We start from the raw sequence: 17,963 nt of genomic DNA on the forward strand, positions 1-17,963 counted from the left end.
CTATAATTCGCATATAGTGATAATGTGCAGCGATATCTTGGCAGATTTTCGCAACAAAATTGCGGGATTTGCGGTATTGCGATCCGGTCCTCAGTCATCCCAATTGGTCGTAAGTTATTGTTTAAGAATAGGATACGAAATCAATTCGAACGTTTGGCAAAAGTCCCGCCATGTGGCATAATTACGAATGACCGCAATTTGGGGCTTTGTGCTATTGCGTTTCGTGGTGGGACTCAAAAATTGAGTCTACAAAGGCGTTTCCTCGGGGTAAGTTGGAAGCGCCGTGGCTCGGAGTGGCTCACGGAAGGCGCACAGGCCTATCTATTTTGCCTGCCCTCGAGAACTCCCCGCGAATGTAGATAATAAGGAGATACCGGTATGCGGTACAGGCGGTTCAGGGATGAGGAAGGCGTTACGCTGCTGGAACTGACCATTGCCATCGCGTTGTTTGCGATCGTCATGGGGGCGACGGCGACGTCTCTTGTTTCCTACTACGTGGCGTTGGACATGCAGAATCAGCGGCACTCCGCCATAAAGGACTGCGCAACAATCCTTAGCAATATGCGCGACGTGCGCAACACAAATCCCGATGACTTTCCGGACGCGATAACCGCCGTCTGGCCGGATGGCACGACGATACCGAATGCCGGAACACTCCCCCAAGAGACGATTACCGTGGATTACGTGAATCCCAACGCGAATCCGTTGGAGGTCACGATCACGTGTACGTGGGTGGATATGCGGGGGCGCCAATTGACGGCCGCGCTCTCAAGCGTTTTGGCGGATCATTGAGGTACGTGTCCATGGAGAAACGCGGTTTTACATTGGTCGAACTGGTTATCTCAATCGCCATACTGGCCACAATTTGCGCGTTGGGAATGGTTGCGCTGCAATCGGCTTCAACATCGTCGGCGACGGCAAAATCGAAGGCCGAGGCGCAAGATAACGTGCGCGACGCGCTGGCGGCCATGCAGCAAGAACTGCAGATTGCATCGAAGCGAACCGACACGTCCCTTATTCCACCCTTGAATGCTCTGGCGGTCACGCCAAATCCCGTTCTGGGAAGCCCGGTTCAGGTGACCTTCCAAGTGCCCGCGGATACCACCGGCAACAACTGGAGCCGCCCAATCACGTTTCGCTACATCAATGAAGATGCGAACGGCGACGGCCGCTTGACCGCGGGAGAAGATACTGACAGCGACGGCGTGCTGTCGCGCCGCATTGTCCGGATTCAGGATCTCAACGGCAACGGTTCGACAAACGATGCCGGTGAGACGACGGAGGTAGGAGGAGCCAACGACTTGTCGAATGTGACGTTTGCGTTTGATGGAAATGTGCTGACCGTAACGCTCACATCCACGAAATTAATCGGGCTGCGCCGGACAAATCCGGCTACCGTCACGGTAACCACCGATATCTATCTTGAGAACTGAGATGGTTGAGGCTGCGAACAAGGACGGGGTATCGCGGCGGCAAAGGAGGGCTCCACTATGAGAGCTAACAAACAAGGACGAGAGGGGATGGCGCTGATTCTCGTCATCCTGGCGGTGATTGTCATCTTGGGCGCCATCACGCTGGTGGCCGCACGGGTGCAGACCGCAAAACTCAGGACTGACAGTGCCGTAACGCAAGCCCGGCTTGACGAAACGTGCAAGGCAGGTGTGGATATCGGCATTGGCCGTTTATGGCATGACTACGTCGTGGGCAACGGAAACACGACGGGCAATCTTGCATCTTACCGCGTCTTCATCAACGCGTTGGTTCCGAACAACGAAGACCTCAACGGAAATGGAAGCAAGGACAGCGGGGAGTCGGACAGCAACGGCAACGGTACCTTCGAGTCGAACCCGGACGGCGTGGACTTTGTTCAGGAAACGGACAATCGCATGCTGGGTACCGGCGAACAGATTGTCCGGGTGAATGTGACGCGCACCGACGATATCGCGGGCAGTCTGTTCACGATTTCGGCGACGGGCCGAATTGGCAACCGCACGCAGACAGCCACGCAGACTGTACGGGTTTCGGGCCAGTTGTTTACGGGTTTTGAGTACTGCATTCTCGCAAACAACGTGAACTGTATTCTGTGTCATGCGAAATTCACGCCGCTTGATCTCGCCATGAACAGCGATACATCTCTCTATGGGACGTTCGACCGAATCAAAGTCGGTTCACTTCAATCGTTGATGGTGCGAACCGGCACGGACGCGTTTGCCGCGAATTCCGTTGTGGCCGGCACGACCTATTCGCGCGGGACGGTGTACGACCAGAATGCGAGCCCGCTTTCTGCCTCCGGGCTTGCCAACTCGACGTTTGACGCCTACAAGTTCAGTACAAGCAACGGCAAGGTCACCCAGAGTTCCACGGGAGGCATGACCAAGGTGAATGTCGCCAACGCTACCACGAATAGCGATGGCGATCTGAACCAATTCGCCAATCTCTATCTCAATTATCCAACCACCAAGAAAGCCATGACGGACGGTGAACTGCCGGCCAGTTTCCCGGCGCCATTCAACGATGAGAACGGAAACCGCTTGGTGGACGACAGCGAATTCAACGCCGTGATGAACGCCGCCGAAGGTTCCGTGTCGGGCGGCACGGCGTTTGGCGTTGCGGCTGGCTCAACCTATACGGGCACAGGGTTGCCCACAACTTCGAACTCGGCCCTGGCCGACCTGGGAGATGGTACGTATAACGGTAACTTGATTCTGACCGGCACGGATGCCAATCCGATCGTCATCGACGGCAAGATAGCCGTCAACGGCGACCTTGTGCTGTCCGGCAAAGTGAAAGGATGGGGACAGATCCAGGTTCGTGGCAACGCGTACGTCGTGGGCGATACTACGTATGCAGACGCCCCGGGCGAATACGGCGTCGCTGCCGACGGGACGAAGAACGGCATGGCGCTCGTTGCCGGCGGCAATATCATCATCGGCGACTACTTGACGCGCACAGGCTTGGACAAGTCGGGTACGAGCAGCGTTTTGAGCGAGTATCAGGCCGAGACTCGCACGAAGAACAAGGTAGTCGCCACCGGTAAGGACGTTGGTTACTACGGAGCGAAGATTACCGACCCCGGCTTCTACACGTCTTCGGAACCTTTGACGAGCTTTACCTCGTCCGAACTGATGCAGTTCAATCAGTTCGAGTACGAAAAGGCTACCGCCGATTCATCCTACAATCCGCGCTACTACCGCATTCGTCCGAGCCAGCCCATCTACCGGAACACGGGCGCGGACCAATGCGCTTTCTATTACACGGACAGCGGCATCAAGACGGTAACAACGAGCGCAAGCACGTCGATTTTGGATTTGAGTCCGAAGAACTACTGGATCAGCGAGACGCAACTCCGGGACATCTGGTGGGCGGACGAGCAGACCCGGCCGAGTTCGGGGCGCGATTTCAAATTCGACGGCCTTCTGTATTCGAACAACGCCATCTTCACGATTGTGCGCAGCTATACGCGGCACAAGTCGAACACCTTCGGGAAGATGACCATTCGTGGCAGCATCGTATGCCCCGATCTGGGCGTGCTGGTTCCGGGGAAAGACGATACCGTATCGCGCACTGCGCTCGATATGTACTACGACCGCCGCGTGAAGTCGTTCTTCCAGATTGAAGACACTACGCAAGCATCGTTCCGCCGGCTGGTGTACCTGGCGCGCAACAACTGACGGGAGGGTAAGGCCGTGCATCTACGCTTAGGACTGACAATACTTATCGCCGTAGCGGGCTATAGCTACGCCGACACCATAGTCTTTCCCGACGGTGCGACCATGGATGGGGAAGTGCGCGAAGTCAACGCGAACTGTTTCGAGCTTGTCGTCGGCGACAAGAGCATCCAATTCGCCCGAACGGAAATCGCCTCGATTGAGAAGAACGACAAGAGGGGCGATGCCGCCAAGCCGCTTGTGTTGCCTCAAGTCAAGCAGTGGGAAGCCGAAATGGAGCGCAACACGGGGTTGGACGCCGACCAGCGCGAGAAGTTCCTTCTGTTGGTGGACGCCATGCGCAAAGCGACCGACCCCGGCGAAAGGCAGAAGATCGAGTCAGAGATTCTTGCCATGAGCAAGACGGTCGACTTGGTCAAGTTTATCAAGGCCTCTTACGACACGTCTTCTCTAGGGCGCAAGATGGTCCTGCTTGCCATACTGAACATGCTGGATCCGCAAACGGCATTACCATATCTGAAGGATGGAATGACCGTGAACAATGCCCATTTTCGCGCTTTCGCGCTCGGTTTGTATGGGCATATCCTTCGCGAATCGAACAATTTGGACAATGAGGCGGTTACGTTCATGACGCGCGGTCTCATCGATAGCGATGCGGATGTTCAGCTTGCAGCGGGCAACGCGCTGGCCGAATCCGGCAGTAAGATAGCCACGCCTGTCTTGTTGGCAAAGCTTGACGCGGCGGACCCGCGCGTGCAGAACGCCGCGAACCGGGCTCTTGCTCAGATATGGAGCGTCGATGCGGCGAGCATATCCGGGGACCCGAAAGCGTACTGGCAGGAGCATTGGAATGCTAACCAGTCCGGAGTAGACAGTCCTCTGGATCCGGAGAAGCTTGAACCGCTCGTGGACAAAGACGCGCCGCTCGAGGATGCGCATCACTGATCTGCTTCAATCGACTTATTCGCTCCACCACGCCCAGCATGCATGCTGGGCGTTAACATGTTCGGCCACTGCGCCGCGGAATGCCCTGCTAGGATTCCGTCCACTTCCCGGGAAGTGCCCCGAGGCCGGAGCGGTCCCACTTGGGATCGAAGTACCGTATCAAACGTTGCGTGGCGCTGTGCGGTCGCGGATCCACATGCTTGGGTAAAAGGTCATAAATGGCGTAGACGCGCTGCCAATATCGTTTCGTAAGTTGATCGAAGTCCGGTGAATCACCACTGAGCTCAGCGAACAACTCAAAGAAGAACAACAAGTCCTTGCGGTGCTGTTCCGGGTGGGGATGAAAGGGCAAATTTCCGTTCACGCTGGATTCCAGCGAACGCAGGAGATCTACCCCTTCTCGCATGCGCGCATGGAATGCGGTTCGCGAGAGATCGATGCGACTGTAGTTTCCCCAATCCGGAATGATTTCGAATAGCGGAAGCAGCGACGCCAGCGGTTCGGATTGAGAACCAAACAGGCGCGCGTAGTAAGTCTTAGTCAACTCGTCATAGTCGGCGCTTGGATTTATGAACGACTGCGCCGACTGGTAGAGAGAGAGCTGATTCAGGAGCGGTGTCATCGTGAAACAAATCCCGCCCTCGTAGGGGGCCGCGTCGAGTTCGCGCTTTCGCTGCGCATACAACCGCTCGAACCGGTAGTGCGGCACGATGGCGCCTTCGCCCTCGGTCAGACTGAAATCCCACGTCACGACGCGGTTTGTTTTGGCAATTTCCCGCGCCCACGGACGCGCGTCTTGTACACCGCCCTCCGAATCAGGATTGCTGTCGGAATTGAAGCCGAGGTTGATCGCCACGGAGGTCTCCTTCGGAAACTCTGGCAGGCGCTTGATGAGGTACTCCATGGCGTCGTCCGCGCGTTGTTTGTCGAACCGCCACGCGGAACCTTGAATACTCTGGATGAACTCGCCTTTCCAGTCGGGCGGACCCTGGATCGTTCCCCATCCCCAGAACGGCGTGCCCCAGGTGCCAATCTCAATCTCTGCTTGCGGCTGGTTCTTCTTCACAAGCTCGGCAATTTCGAGCGCGCGGTCGATAAAGGTGCGGGCGGTGCATCCGTTGCGCGAGCAACCTCCCGGATCGCCGGGGAAAATCCCCACGACGCCCAGCCCAGGCATCCGCTTGGTCCATTCGTCCCAGATCATGCGGCACTCGGACCATTCCTCCGGTACATTGGGACAATGCGTGTGCCAATCGTCGCCGACGGTTGTGAGGCACGCGATTAACTTGATGCCAAGTCCGCGCGAAGCGCCGTGAGCAATCATTGCGTTCATCTGCCGCGCGAACTCGCGCCCAAAGGGTTGTTCAAGGGCCGCGCGCGAAAACAACCGGGGCACGAGCCAGAACTCGAAGTGAGTGAACCCGAAGTCGTGGATCATGTCGAGAAAGCGAAACCAGTCCTCGTCTGTCCAACGATATGGCAACTCGGGGTAGAACATGTTGGGATTAAAGGCATTCAGCAGGTGCTCCGCAAAGTTGTTGTAGCAGCTTCTTCGCTGGCTCCGCTGTGGAGTAGCTGGATGGTCCGTTTGTGGATTCTCCTGACCAAATAGCGAATGGGAGTATGTCATGGCCATGGCGCCCGCTGCCGCGCGCTTAAGCAGACCTCGCCTGCTGATGCGATTGGAATTCATAGTGCTCCTTTTGCTTTGCAGTCTATCGGGACGCGCACACTCAGTTGGTCAGAATTTGGATTCGCATTGTAATCCGAAGCCCGTTTCAGCCAATTGCCGGGAGGGGTGATTCCTCACGCATGCACTTCGCGCGGATCAGGCGAAAGGCCTGCTCGACAGGTAGGCAGGCGAATGAGGAGATGACATGCACACCGGGCCGGTCCGCGACACTGCGAACCGTGTTGGAGAACCCTGCATTGACCGGCGCAAACACCACCACCGGAACACCCGTCGCGGCGATGAAATCGGTCCATGGCCACGCGTCGAAATGCTGCAGGTTTATGAGCACAGCGTGGGGAGGAGCTGCATCGAGTCTCTCCACGTATGCTTCAACTTGCGTTTCGTCATCGAGTAATACGCCGGGTTGATCCAACATTACGCCTGCGCGCTGTGCTGCTTTGGAGAAGATGTCCTCGCAATCTCTCCGCCGCCCTTCGAGGTCATAGGCCGTTCCCGGCCAACCCACCCAGTGCGACGGCTTATGACGCAGAACGACGTGCGCAATCCGAACCTGCGGATTGGGGGGGAGTGAACGAGTGTCGAGACCTGGACGCGCGAAGTACACATTCGCGGGATTGACGATGGCGAGTGCTGCCGCACCCGCCGCGGCATGCTGCAAGAAGGACCGGCGCGATAGCGCAGCGGGCAAATTGTCTCCAAGTGGACGGCGGTGCATGCGGCATCCCCTGATTTGCTGGACTGACGAAGTGCTTTACTCTGCGTAGAGACGAGACACCTGTTTACGTCAATCAGTTTAGCACTGCTGACTGCGTGCGCCAACCATTACCGGAGATATCTGCGGAGCAATCGCACTTAAATTGCTTTGGATTTCAATTACTTGAAGAATCCTCTTTCTCGTCACCCCCGAAAGCGGCGGCCATCTTCAAGAATTGGACGCCTTCTCAGAGCGAAAATAGCTTGCCAGAGACTGATGCGTATGAATTACGTATAATCCCACCATGTTGCGTGTTATCGCAGGACAGGCAAAGGGAATTCGACTCGAAGCCCCCAAGGGGACTCGTGTCCGGCCAACTCTCGACCGTGTACGGGAAGCCTTATTCAGCATTCTTGGTCCGGATATCCCGGGGTGCCGCTTTGCGGATCTCTTTACCGGTACGGGCGCCAACGGCATCGAAGCCCTGAGCCGGGGTGCTGCGGCGGTGGTCTTCGTGGACAACGACCCCCGATCCCTGGAATGCGTTCGGACCAACGTCGAAAAAGCACGGTTGGGAGCGCAAGCGACCCTCCGACGCCTGTCCATCCCTGCCGGTTTACGTCAGTTGGCCGCCAATGGGCAGCGGTTCGACCTGATCTTTGCCGACCCGCCTTTCGAGTATCGAGACTATTCATCACTTCTTGCCGCCGTCTCCGAGGCCGAATTGCTCAATCCCGAGGGCAGCTTGGTCCTGGAGCATGCCAAGGAGGCTGAAATTCCAGAGAAAATAGGGACGCTAAGGCGGTACAGGCACGAGACCTACGGTTCCGTAGGGCTTTCGTTTTTCACTTGACGCCGTATGTTGTATCTGGTAGGGTATCAACACAACATCTAGGCGTACTAGGCGTTGATAGGTCTCTCTATTGTGGGGGCAAACGTCGGCTAACAGGAACTAACCACCATGCGGTGTCCGTTCTGCGCGTTTCTTGAAAGCAAAGTGGTTGATTCCCGTTCTTCGAAAGAAGGGGATTCGATCCGGCGTCGGCGCGAGTGTTTGAAGTGTGCACGCCGATACACAACGTATGAGCGAATCGAAGAAGTCGCTCAGATGGTGATCAAGAAAGACGGACGGCGCGAGCCGTTCGACCGCTGGAAGATCAAGAGCGGTATTCTCAAAGCCTGCGAGAAGCGTCCGGTCAGTCTTGAACAAGTCGAATCCCTTATCGACGACGTGGAACGCTCGCTGTTCAATTCGAGTGAACACGAGGTCTCCACGGATTCGATCGGCATGGCGGTCATGCAACGTTTGAAAGAACTCGACGAAGTGGCCTACGTGCGCTTCGCGTCGGTGTACCGCCAGTTCAAAGACCTCAACGAATTCATGAGCGAACTCAAGAATCTGTTGAGCTGACGCCGCAGCGCATACCTTCCCATTCTATTCGTCGGACGGAATCGTCGACGTACCTGAGATGCAATCGGGATGTCTCTGTCATCAATACGATTCGAGGCAGAGAGCCCCGGCATGCAGGTAGATTACGTCCGGATTGGCGAGCTAGATCCTTCGTCCGCCAGAGGCGGACTCCTAAGAAACGGATCGCGCAAGTTGCTTTCGCCCTTACAGGGCTCACGTTGGGCGTGGGCTAGAACCTGGGGTTTCGATTCGCGTCCAAGACGCGAATCTCACCCCAGGCTAGAGTATTTCGCGCTTGCAGCGCTCCAGAAGAACAGACTGTGCGAGTAGTGGGGGGCATGCGGGCGTGTGGCCCGATTGTGAGAGTATACCGTCCACTCGGGGCAGTCTCCTCTGCTGAAACCCGCGCTGACGTGGTCTCTCAGGTTAGGATGACAAGCGGCGAGATCGCTCGGGAATTGTCATCCTGGGTCCGCCTACGGCGGACGAAGGATCTGGCTTACAACGTATTAAACGTCAACACGGAAAACCACAGCGATTCACGCTACCCTGAACCAGCCTAATTGCCATTTGTCCGGTCGAATATCGCGTTGAGCAGCCGCGGGCCAGCGACTATGAAGAGCGCACCCACTATGGTTGCGATAGCCACAACTCTCGAAGGTCCGGAATCGTCCGCAAAGAACCTCCACGTTCGCCCCATCAACAGAAAAGTGCCGAAGAAGCCAATTGCGCCACAGATTGCCCGCACGGCAATCCACGCGGCGATGTCTACCATGCGAGATTCGAGATCGGCCTTTGACTTCTTGCGGCGTTTCCCCATGGTATTGGCTACGGCTCCACGCCCTCCTGGCGCTTGAGAAAGGTCACCGCTTCCACAATATCGGCGGCGGGATCGTCGCCGTGTTCTCGCTCGATTGTGAGAAAACTCGTGTAGCTGATGTCTCGCAATGCGGCGAGATACCTCGGAAAATTCACGTCGCCTTTGCCCAAGGGGACTTCCTGATACTTGCCGTGCTTACCGGATTCGTATACCCCGTCTTTGGCGTGCGTATGGACGATGTATGGCGCAAGGGTTTTCACTCCGCCAATGTGATCGAAGCCGTTCATGCAGAGGTTAGCGGGGTCGTAGTTGACCTTCGTACCATCGCTCTTCACGGCGGCAATGAACCCGGCCAAGGATTCGGCCGACTCCGGGCCGGTTTCGATAGCGAGACAACACCCACGGTTGACGGCGTACTCAGATACCTCGCGCACGGCGTTTGCAAGGTCCTGGTAAGCGCGAGAGGAGGCGTCATCGGGAACGGTCCCGATGTGTGTTGTAAGGATCGGGGTCTTTAGGTCGACGCACAAGTCGATAAAGGACTTCGTCCTCGCGATCCGCTCATCCGCCACGCTGAGATCGGCAAAGCCACCTACGTCGCCGCACAGCGCCGTGCACTCCAAGCCCAGCGATTCCATATAGTCCGCCAATTCCTCGCGGCCCGACCCACTCAGCTCCCGGGGATCTAGTTCGTTATCGACGACCCATAGCTGAATTCCATGGACCCCGATAGCCATGGCCCGCTGCAGGTCCCGCTTGAGGCTGCCTGTGCCCAGGGAGCCGAGGATAATCCCGACCTTCATAGTCTTCTCTCCGTGTGATGAGTGCGCCTGTTCGTGCCGCATGGTAATCGACGGCCATCCAGCGGTCAATTGCTCCGACATGGTTTTTGCCGGTCCGCGAATGTACAGGGCGTGCAAGAGGAGAATATCGATGATGGAGCGTGCGACAGAAATGGGACTGGTCGCCCTTGCGGGATACGCGGGCTTGGGCGTGTTGGCGGCCATTGCGCTGCACGCACGTGGACTCCATCGAATCGACTCCGCGACGCGTGGAGCGGGCCTTTGGTTCCGCGCACTCATTACACCCGGGATTGTGGCCTTGTGGCCGTTCCTTCTCGCTAAGTGGCGACATGCCCACAGGGGAGAAACGTTTATTGCCCCCGTTGAATACCCGGTGCGGCCAGAATCGTTGCGGCGCATGCACGGTCTGGTGATTCACGTGTTGGCCGTTGCGCTGCCGATTGTCGTGGCCGCCGCAATCCTCACGCGAACCTCTATCGTACCCATGCGTCAACCTGTGCTCGACCCAACGCTTACGCAGGCAATCTCGTTGTCCGCGGATGAATCGCAGTGAGGGATGTGCCGTGTCTGTAACCTACAAAGGCATTCACTGGAATCGTCAGAAACGGTTGTATGACCTTACGTTGTTTCTTCTGTTCGTTTTGAGTGCGACGGGATTCGTTGCCGCCACGTGGATCACCAATACTTTTGTGACCGCCGAGACGTTGATCATTCGCGTCACGTCGGTGAGTGCTTTCCTCCTTCTGCACATCATCTTGTGCATTGGCCCATTGTGCCGCTTGGACCGCCGATTTCTTCCGCTGCTGTACAACCGGCGGCATCTTGGCGTGACCATGTTTCTGCTGGCCGCAATTCACGCTGTATTCGCTATCATTCAGTTTCACGCGCTTGGCAAAGCGAACCCAATCGTCAGCGTATTCACGGCGTATCGCATGGACTACCTGCCCTATGCACGGCCCGGCGGGGTCATCTCGGACTTCCCGTTCGAGCCGTTTGGAGCGTTGGCGTTGGTCATCCTGTTCTTCATGGCGGCGACTAGTCACGACTTCTGGCTGAGAAACCTGGGCGCGTCCGTCTGGAAACTCATTCACATGATGGTCTACGTGGCCTACGGTTCGCTGTTGGTCCACGTGGCGTATGGCGCACTGCAATCCGAGCGGAATCCGGTGCTCCTGGCGCTTGTGGTCTTCGGGTTTGCCGCGGTATTTGGACTTCACCTTGCCGCATACCGTAAGGAAGCGGCCACTGACCGCAAGAAGGCACACGCCGAACGCGACGGGTACGCGCGCGCGTGCGCGGTCGATGAATTAGCAGAAGGGCGGGGCAAAACAGTGGTCGTTCGCGGCAACCGCATAGCGGTATTCCTTCACAATGGGCGCGTGTTCGCGCTGTCGAACGCGTGCCGTCACCAAGGCGGCCCCATCGGAGAAGGTCGCATCATCGACGGCTGCGTCACGTGCCCCTGGCACGGTTGGCAATACAATCCCGAAGATGGATGCAGCCCGCCGCCATTTGCGGAGGTCATACCGACGTTTGACGTACGAATCATCGATGGTTCCGTGTACGTAAGTCCGGTGGAAAACGGGTTGCGAAGCGCGTGCGCAGGCGCGGAAGTGAAGGCCTGACGCCATGCAAGCATCCAATGCGCACGACAACGAATTCTACATCGGCTATCTAAAGCAAGCGCCGCCGCGACATGCGAGGAGGCTCCGTGTACTGATTGCGATCTTGGCGTTGTCGCTGCCGTGCGTTACCGTGCTTGTGGCCGTTGCGCAAGCGGCATTCGATCGAGGGGCCTTCGAATTCGGCGTGGCGCGCAGCTTTGAAGGCGTGCTGTACGAAGACCCCGTACCCATGTTGCACGTCACGGCAAGCTCGCAAATGGCGGGACTGACCGCGAATTACCTGCTCGTGGGTTTTGGCAAGCAGGGTTTGCCTTCGTTCGCGCGCGGATTCGATGGTCAGAAGGTGCGGTTCAAGGGAAGTCTTATCCACCGGGACTCCACCGCGATGATTGAGATGAACGACCCCGAATCATTCGAGGTTCTGGGCGTACCGGCCGAACTCGAAAGTCGAGGTCGCGTCGAATCGCTGGGGCATGTTAAACTTGCCGGGGAATTGGTCGATACCAAGTGCTTCTTCGGGGTAATGCGGCCCGCAACGGGTAAGGTGCATCGCGCATGCGCGGTGCGGTGTCTGGAGGGCGGCGCCCCGCCGGGAATCTTGGTGCGCGATCTGCAAGGCAACGGGGTTGTTTACGTCCTTGCCGGCGCCGATGGCAAGCAATTGGAAGTCAATCCGCAGTGGGCGGCGTTGGGTGTGTCGGTAGAGGGCGAACTTGAACTCTATGATGGAACCCCCGTCGTGCGAGTATACCGTCTTGCGTTATTGACGAAATCGTAAGCTGTTTACCTGGACTGCATGTCAGGCGCTGTCCGTTTTTTGCTCGTACATCCGATATCGAGACTATGAACCTTTTTCAGTAAGGAACTTCATATGAGTGTGACATCCGTGTTGCATCCCGCCGTTGATGGATGTGTGGAATCGTGCGCCCGGTGTACTGCCGTGATCGAACTCATTACGCAGGAACAATACAGCGACCCCTGCGGTGACGTACCCGCCATCGGACCGCACTTGCGCCACTGCATTGACCATTATCGCTGTTTGTTTCGAGGGCTGGACGCAGGGACGGTTGACTACGATGCGCGGGAGCGCGACGAACGGGTCGAACGCGACCCGGAACGTTTTCGCGAGCTGAACGACGAAGTCATCGCGATGCTCGCGCGCATCGATGCGGAAGAAATTCAACGTCCGCTGCGAATCCGCCAGATGCCGTCGCCGGATGGCGAACCTACTTTTGTGTCCAGCACGTTGGAGCGGGAGTTGCTGTTTCTGTCGGGCCACACGATTCACCACCTGGCGATAGTTTCATTGATCGCCCGCATGCGTGGCGTTCATATACCCGAACGGTTGAGTGTGGCCTATTCCACGGCGGCATACCGGGCGGCGCAGTAAGACATAGGGAATCCGCGCTTTACACAAAGCGCCGGTATGCGGGGTGTAGTACATGTGCACGATTTCCGTCCATCGCGGCGAAGGATCGCTGCTCGTCACCATGAATCGCGACGAGGCGAAGACGCGCGCGGACGAACTGCCGCCGATCATTCGCGTCGAATCGGGTATCTCGTGGTTAGGGCCGGTCGACGGCAATAGCGGTGGCACGTGGATGGGCGTCAGCGAATACGGTGTGGTCGCCTGCCTGACAAACTTGTACCGTGAAAGCGACGCGACACCCCGCTCAGCAGGAAAGGCCGCCCGCAGCCGTGGCGAAATCGTCCCTTGGCTGCTCGGCCACGGAACGCTTGAATCCATACGGGCCGCTGTAATGTCTGACTTCGATCCGAAGCCTTATCCGTCGTTCACGATCCTGTTGGCCGCGCTGGATAGGGTGGAAACCTTCGAGTGGCCCGTGGATTCTCCATTTACGCATCACCCGCACACTTCCGAGTGGACCATGCTTACCTCCTCGTCGTGGAAGACCGACGAGGTGACGGCGCGGCGAAGAGACGCCTTTGACGCGTGGCGGGTAAACGGTGCACACTCTTGCGGCGCGCTTCCGGCGTTTCATGTGCTTCAGCCTGAGGGGGAGGCGGAGTGGTCGCCGCTGATGGAACGCTCGTATGCGTCCACCAGGAGTATCACGCAGGTATATTTCGATGAGGGGACAACTCACGCCGTTATGAGATACTGGCCGAGGAATGCGGTGTATCCAGGCGGGTGCGGCACGCCTCGCGAATTCTCGGTTTCCTTGTTGCCCGCGGGTTCGGCTTCGCCACGGAGGTAATTTTGGCCGATTGGCTTCAGTCCACGTTGATTTCGCTCGTCGATACGCCCGCGTTGCAGGCAGCCTTCGCAGGATTCTGTACGTTTATCCTTGAGGATCCGACGACCGTTACGTGCGGCATACTTGTCGCCGAAGGGCGAATGGCGTTTATGACCGCCCTGGTCGGGCTGACCGTTGGGATCGCCCTAGGCGACCTCGGTTTGTATGCCATAGGCCGCGCGGTGGGTCCCAATACCGTTGCATGGGGCTGGGTGACGCAAGATCGCCTGGACCGCGTGCGGCACTGGTTCGACCGCAACGTTATCCTCGCCGTATTTCTTTCGCGCTTCATTCCCGGCACCCGTTTGCCTACCTACGTGGGCGCCGGCATCTTCCAGGCGTCGGTGTGGAGGTTCCTGGGAGCAGCCGTTACGGCTTCGCTGCTCTGGACGTTCCTTCTCTTGACGGCCGTCGTCAAGCTGGGCGAAGCGGTATTGCCTCAGTTGGGAAGGTTCAAATGGCCCGTGGCGATCGCACTCATCGTCGCGATCATCCTTATGCAACGGCGCACGTCTAAACGTCTCCTCGCGGACAATGCCCCTTCCGAGGCCGTCGAACCGGTCGCGTCGCTCTTCGAATTCTGGCCGCCGTTCGTGTTCTACATCCCAGTCGGCTTCTACTACGCATGGCTGGCGCTGCGATACCGGAGTTTCACCCTGCCCACCGCCGTGAACCCGTCCATCTACTCCGGCGGGCTCATCGGCGAGTCGAAGTCACAGATTCTCTCCCTGGTGCCGAAGGAGCAGCGGAAATGGGTCGCCACGCATACGCCCTTCATGCGTCCTTCGGCGGACACTCCTTTGGAAACCGTGTTGCAGCAGGCCGAACGCGCCATGGAGGAAGCGGGGATCGCGTTTCCGGTCGTCGCCAAACCCGATACGGGGCAACGCGGCGCGGGTGTTCAACGCATCCCCAATGCCGAGGAGTTGCGCCGCTATCTACGGGAATTCCCGGCAAACACCCCCATGGTGCTTCAGGCATTGGTCGATTTGCCGCATGAGGCCGGCGTGCTCTACTACCGAAACCCGCGCGAATCCCGTGGCCATATCATGTCGGTGACCCTTAAGGAATTCCCGTTCGTAATCGGCGACGGAGTGCACACGCTTCAGGAGTTGATCCTCGCCGATCCGCGCGCCGTGTTGATCAAGGACGTGTACCTGCGCAGGCATACCGCGCAATTGGACCGCGTATTGGCCGAGGGCGAACGGTTCCGGCTTGTGTTTGCGGGAAATCACGCCCAAGGCGCGGTGTTTCGCGATGGCCGCGACTGCATTACGCCGGAACTCGAAGCGCGTATCCACGAGATTGCGTCGTCTATCCCTGAGTTCTATTTCGGCCGCTTCGACATCCGGTTCGAATCGCTCGACGCATTTGTGCGCGGCGAAGGACTGAACATCGTGGAAATCAACGGAGCGGGGGCGGAGGCCACGCATATTTGGGATGCCCGCGCGACCCTGTCCAACGCCTACAAGACTTTGTTCCGCCAATTCCGTATCCTATTTGAGATAGGCGCGGAAAACCGCCGGAGAGGACACCGGGCATTGGGGCCGGTTCGGTTGTTGCGTGATTGCTATCGCTACAGGCAGGCGTCGCGCGCGTATCCATTGACGCATTAAGCCGTGGCTCGAATCGAATAGGGACGATAACGCATGGATTCGACTGCTCGCGACGACGGAGCCGCAATCGTGGAACCCCACCCGCTAACACGGCAAGACTTAACCTGCGCGGACGAATTGAAGTCGTGCTGGAACCGTGTGGACGTGCTCACCCTTCCGCGCACCAAGACGAGTCCCTATACGGTTGGTTTTGCCGTATCGGACCGGTGTGTGGAGGCGGCGCTGCGGCTGCGTTATGAAGTATTCAACCTCGAACTCGGCGAAGGGTTTGCAACGGCTGCGGTGACCGGACTCGACCGCGACGAGTACGACGAACAAATGACGCATATCGTGTTGCTGGAAGGCGACACAAGCCGTGTCGTCGGCACGTACCGCATTCAAACGATGACCCGGGCACAGCAGGCGCGCGGTATCTACGCCGCGCAGTTCTTCGACCTCACCGATTTCGCGCCCTATATGCCCAAGACGGTTGAGCTGGGCCGCGCGTGTCTCGCGCACGATCATCGCACACTTGCCGCAATCATCACGTTGTGGATGGGCGTAGGCGGATTCGCGAACTTGTTCGACCACAACTATCTGTTCGGGTGCTGCTCGTTGACTTCGCAAGACCCCGACGACGGCTGGCGCGCACTGAAGACCATTCGCGCCCAGAACCATCTGCACGCCACCCTACGCCTGCCCGCCAAGGCGCACTGCCGGTGCGGCGATCCTTCGCGCGAAAACGATCCCGGTATCGAAGCGATTCGATTGCCGAAACTGTTCCGGACCTATCTACGGCTCGGGTGCGAGGTCATCTCCGAACCCGTTATCGACCGCGAATTCGGGACCGTCGACTTCCTCATCCTCATGAACGGCAGAGAGGTCAATTTTTCGCGGCTCGACGTTATCAAATGAGCATGCCAACGGCCACAGCCGAATCCGCGCAAAGGAAGCGGGCCTACTCCAGTCCTGTCCTTGCCGCGCTGCGCGTCGCCGGACTTATGGCAGCGAGTCTGTTCCTATTGGTGTGTTGGGCCGTACTCCGGAAAATCACTCGCGACATCAAGACGCAGAATCGCAAAGCGGCCCACTGGACCAGCCGCTGGACGCGCTGGTGCCTCGCGATAACCGGGTTCCGCGTGACGACCTCTGGGCCGCAACCCGCCGAAGGCTCCCTCGTTGCGCCCAATCACATTGGTTACGCCGATGTGCTCGCACTCGGTTCCGTGGTGCCGTGCTTCTTCGTGGCCAAGGTGGACGTCGAATCGTGGCCTTTCGTGGGTCTGCTCTTCCGTATCTCCAAGAACATCGGTGTACCGCGCCGTCGTGCACGCGCGCTCGTGGAAGTGACCAACGAAGTCGCCGAGCGCTTGCGCGGGGGAAACTCCGTCTGCGTGTTTCTCGAAGGCACCTCGACCGGCGGCGACCGTCTGCTGCCGTTCTATCCGCCGCTGGCGCAACCTGCCATCGACGCTCAGGCCCAGACCGTGCCCGTCGCCATCCGCTGGCATGCGGATGCGCCCGATATCGACGTGGCCGAAGACGTCGCCTACTGGAAAGACCACGTGTTTGGCCCGCACGCCTGGCGATTGATGGGCCTGCGCAGGATTTCCGTACACATCCAGTTTGGCGACCCCATCCCCGCCGAAGGCCACAACCGCAAGACCCTTGCGGCCGCCGCTGAATCCGCCGTCGCCGCGATGACGGGACTGCCCGTGCTTGGTCCCGAAGCAAGGCCGGAGTCGTTGACGGGGAAAGCCGATCGCGACACAGAGAGCGTACCTGGTTAAAGCCTGCGTAGCCCCGCGAGCAAGACGCAGGCTGCTCCTACCTGTCATGCTGAGCGGAAGCGAAGCATCTGGCATCAGAAAGAGTCGTTCTTAAGCCAGATCCCTCGCTTCGCTCGGGATGACAGTCTGGATTTCAGGCAACAAGGATTTCCTTGTTGCCTGGTTTCTTTCACGCCGAAGGCGGACTTAGCATGGCAGTGCCAACCTTTTGCGCCCCGTGCCTGCGGACTGGTACGATCCCCCTTCTTGGCAGCAACAAAGGAAACCTTCATGAAAGTCGGGATTATCGGTTTTGCGCGTTCGGGGAAGACGACCATCTTTAATGCTTTGACGGGCGCGAACGCGGCGGTGGGCACGTTTGGGAGCCGCGATTCGAACGTGGCCGTGTTGAAAGTGCCGGATGCGCGCGTGGACAAGCTCGCGGAAATCTGGAAGCCGAAGAAGATCACCTACGCGGAATTCCAGTTTGTGGACGTGGCACCGAGCGAAGGCGCCGAAGAAAAGGCGTTGGACTCGGCGGCGTTGAACGCGCTCAAGAGCGTGGACGCGCTGGTGCATGTGGTGCGGTCATTTGCGAATGACAACGTGATGCATCCATTGAGCACGGTCGATCCCGTGCGCGACGCGAAAAGCCTCGAAGAGGAACTGCAAATCACCGACC

19 protein-coding genes are annotated in these 17,963 nt (G+C 58.2%); 15 read left to right on the plus strand and 4 right to left on the minus strand.

Annotation, left to right across the window (positions count from 1 at the left end; genetic code table 11):
- The first annotated feature begins 378 nt into the window (after positions 1 to 378).
- Genes K1Y02_18295 through K1Y02_18310 form a run of 4 tightly spaced genes read left to right on the plus strand, consistent with a single transcriptional unit; the run spans position 379 to position 4,613 of the window.
- Positions 379 to 792, plus strand: coding sequence for a prepilin-type N-terminal cleavage/methylation domain-containing protein (locus tag K1Y02_18295; protein MBX7258320.1), 414 nt, complete (start codon positions 379 to 381; stop codon positions 790 to 792).
- Between the two features lie 11 nt (positions 793 to 803).
- The gene (locus K1Y02_18300) at positions 804 to 1,433 is read left to right on the plus strand and encodes a type II secretion system GspH family protein (GenBank protein ID MBX7258321.1); all 630 of its coding nucleotides are present in this window, start codon (positions 804 to 806) and stop codon (positions 1,431 to 1,433) included.
- 57 nt (positions 1,434 to 1,490) lie between these two features.
- Positions 1,491 to 3,671: a hypothetical protein gene (locus K1Y02_18305; protein ID MBX7258322.1), complete on the plus strand. Its 2,181-nt coding sequence runs from the start codon at positions 1,491 to 1,493 to the stop codon at positions 3,669 to 3,671.
- A 15-nt stretch (positions 3,672 to 3,686) separates the two neighbouring features.
- A complete protein-coding gene (locus K1Y02_18310; GenBank protein MBX7258323.1) occupies positions 3,687 to 4,613 on the plus strand; it encodes a HEAT repeat domain-containing protein in 927 nt (308 codons plus the stop codon).
- A gap of 88 nt (positions 4,614 to 4,701) precedes the next feature.
- Here the strand turns inward: K1Y02_18310 and K1Y02_18315 are convergent, their stop codons facing one another.
- Positions 4,702 to 6,306 (minus strand): hypothetical protein, encoded by a 1,605-nt coding sequence (locus K1Y02_18315; GenBank protein MBX7258324.1) that lies wholly within the window; start codon positions 6,304 to 6,306, stop codon positions 4,702 to 4,704.
- Between the two features lie 85 nt (positions 6,307 to 6,391).
- Positions 6,392 to 7,021, minus strand: a complete 630-nt coding sequence (locus tag K1Y02_18320) for a twin-arginine translocation signal domain-containing protein (GenBank protein MBX7258325.1) — start codon at positions 7,019 to 7,021, stop codon at positions 6,392 to 6,394.
- 283 nt (positions 7,022 to 7,304) lie between these two features.
- Here K1Y02_18320 and rsmD point away from each other — a divergent pair, with 283 nt between their 5' ends.
- Positions 7,305 to 7,853: a 16S rRNA (guanine(966)-N(2))-methyltransferase RsmD gene (gene rsmD / locus K1Y02_18325; GenBank protein ID MBX7258326.1), complete on the plus strand. Its 549-nt coding sequence runs from the start codon at positions 7,305 to 7,307 to the stop codon at positions 7,851 to 7,853.
- Positions 7,854 to 7,961: 108 nt separating this feature from the next.
- Entirely contained in the window at positions 7,962 to 8,411 is a 450-nt protein-coding gene (nrdR, locus tag K1Y02_18330; protein MBX7258327.1) for a transcriptional regulator NrdR, read from the plus strand.
- Positions 8,412 to 8,970: 559 nt separating this feature from the next.
- Here the strand turns inward: nrdR and K1Y02_18335 are convergent.
- Both K1Y02_18335 and K1Y02_18340 read right to left on the minus strand, forming a co-directional pair.
- Positions 8,971 to 9,231, minus strand: a complete 261-nt coding sequence (locus tag K1Y02_18335; GenBank protein MBX7258328.1) for a hypothetical protein — start codon at positions 9,229 to 9,231, stop codon at positions 8,971 to 8,973.
- Positions 9,232 to 9,239: 8 nt separating this feature from the next.
- Positions 9,240 to 10,034: a sugar phosphate isomerase/epimerase gene (locus K1Y02_18340; protein ID MBX7258329.1), complete on the minus strand. Its 795-nt coding sequence runs from the start codon at positions 10,032 to 10,034 to the stop codon at positions 9,240 to 9,242.
- Between the two features lie 130 nt (positions 10,035 to 10,164).
- Here K1Y02_18340 and K1Y02_18345 point away from each other — a divergent pair, with 130 nt between their 5' ends.
- From K1Y02_18345 to K1Y02_18385, 9 genes are all read left to right on the plus strand, one after another.
- A complete protein-coding gene (locus K1Y02_18345) occupies positions 10,165 to 10,587 on the plus strand; it encodes a hypothetical protein (protein ID MBX7258330.1) in 423 nt (140 codons plus the stop codon).
- 10 nt (positions 10,588 to 10,597) lie between these two features.
- A complete protein-coding gene (locus tag K1Y02_18350; protein MBX7258331.1) occupies positions 10,598 to 11,659 on the plus strand; it encodes a ferric reductase-like transmembrane domain-containing protein in 1,062 nt (353 codons plus the stop codon).
- A 4-nt stretch (positions 11,660 to 11,663) separates the two neighbouring features.
- Complete coding sequence (locus K1Y02_18355) at positions 11,664 to 12,437, plus strand: hypothetical protein (protein ID MBX7258332.1); 774 nt, start codon at positions 11,664 to 11,666, stop codon at positions 12,435 to 12,437.
- 93 nt (positions 12,438 to 12,530) lie between these two features.
- Positions 12,531 to 13,049, plus strand: a complete 519-nt coding sequence (locus K1Y02_18360; GenBank protein MBX7258333.1) for a DinB family protein — start codon at positions 12,531 to 12,533, stop codon at positions 13,047 to 13,049.
- 52 nt (positions 13,050 to 13,101) lie between these two features.
- Positions 13,102 to 13,878 carry an NRDE family protein gene (locus tag K1Y02_18365; protein MBX7258334.1) on the plus strand — a complete coding sequence of 259 codons (777 nt, stop codon included), beginning with the start codon at positions 13,102 to 13,104 and terminating at the stop codon, positions 13,876 to 13,878.
- 2 nt (positions 13,879 to 13,880) lie between these two features.
- Positions 13,881 to 15,533 carry a VTT domain-containing protein gene (locus tag K1Y02_18370; protein ID MBX7258335.1) on the plus strand — a complete coding sequence of 551 codons (1,653 nt, stop codon included), beginning with the start codon at positions 13,881 to 13,883 and terminating at the stop codon, positions 15,531 to 15,533.
- A gap of 33 nt (positions 15,534 to 15,566) precedes the next feature.
- Entirely contained in the window at positions 15,567 to 16,427 is an 861-nt protein-coding gene (locus K1Y02_18375) for a GNAT family N-acetyltransferase (GenBank protein MBX7258336.1), read from the plus strand.
- Positions 16,424 to 17,302: a 1-acyl-sn-glycerol-3-phosphate acyltransferase gene (locus K1Y02_18380; GenBank protein ID MBX7258337.1), complete on the plus strand. Its 879-nt coding sequence runs from the start codon at positions 16,424 to 16,426 to the stop codon at positions 17,300 to 17,302. Before K1Y02_18375 ends, K1Y02_18380 begins: the two co-directional genes overlap by 4 nt.
- A 270-nt stretch (positions 17,303 to 17,572) precedes the next feature.
- On the plus strand, positions 17,573 to 17,963 hold a 391-nt coding region (locus K1Y02_18385; GenBank protein MBX7258338.1), incomplete at its 3' end, for a 50S ribosome-binding GTPase.

Source organism: Candidatus Hydrogenedentota bacterium (assembly GCA_019695095.1).
Taxonomy (GTDB): Bacteria; Hydrogenedentota; Hydrogenedentia; order Hydrogenedentales; family SLHB01; genus JAIBAQ01.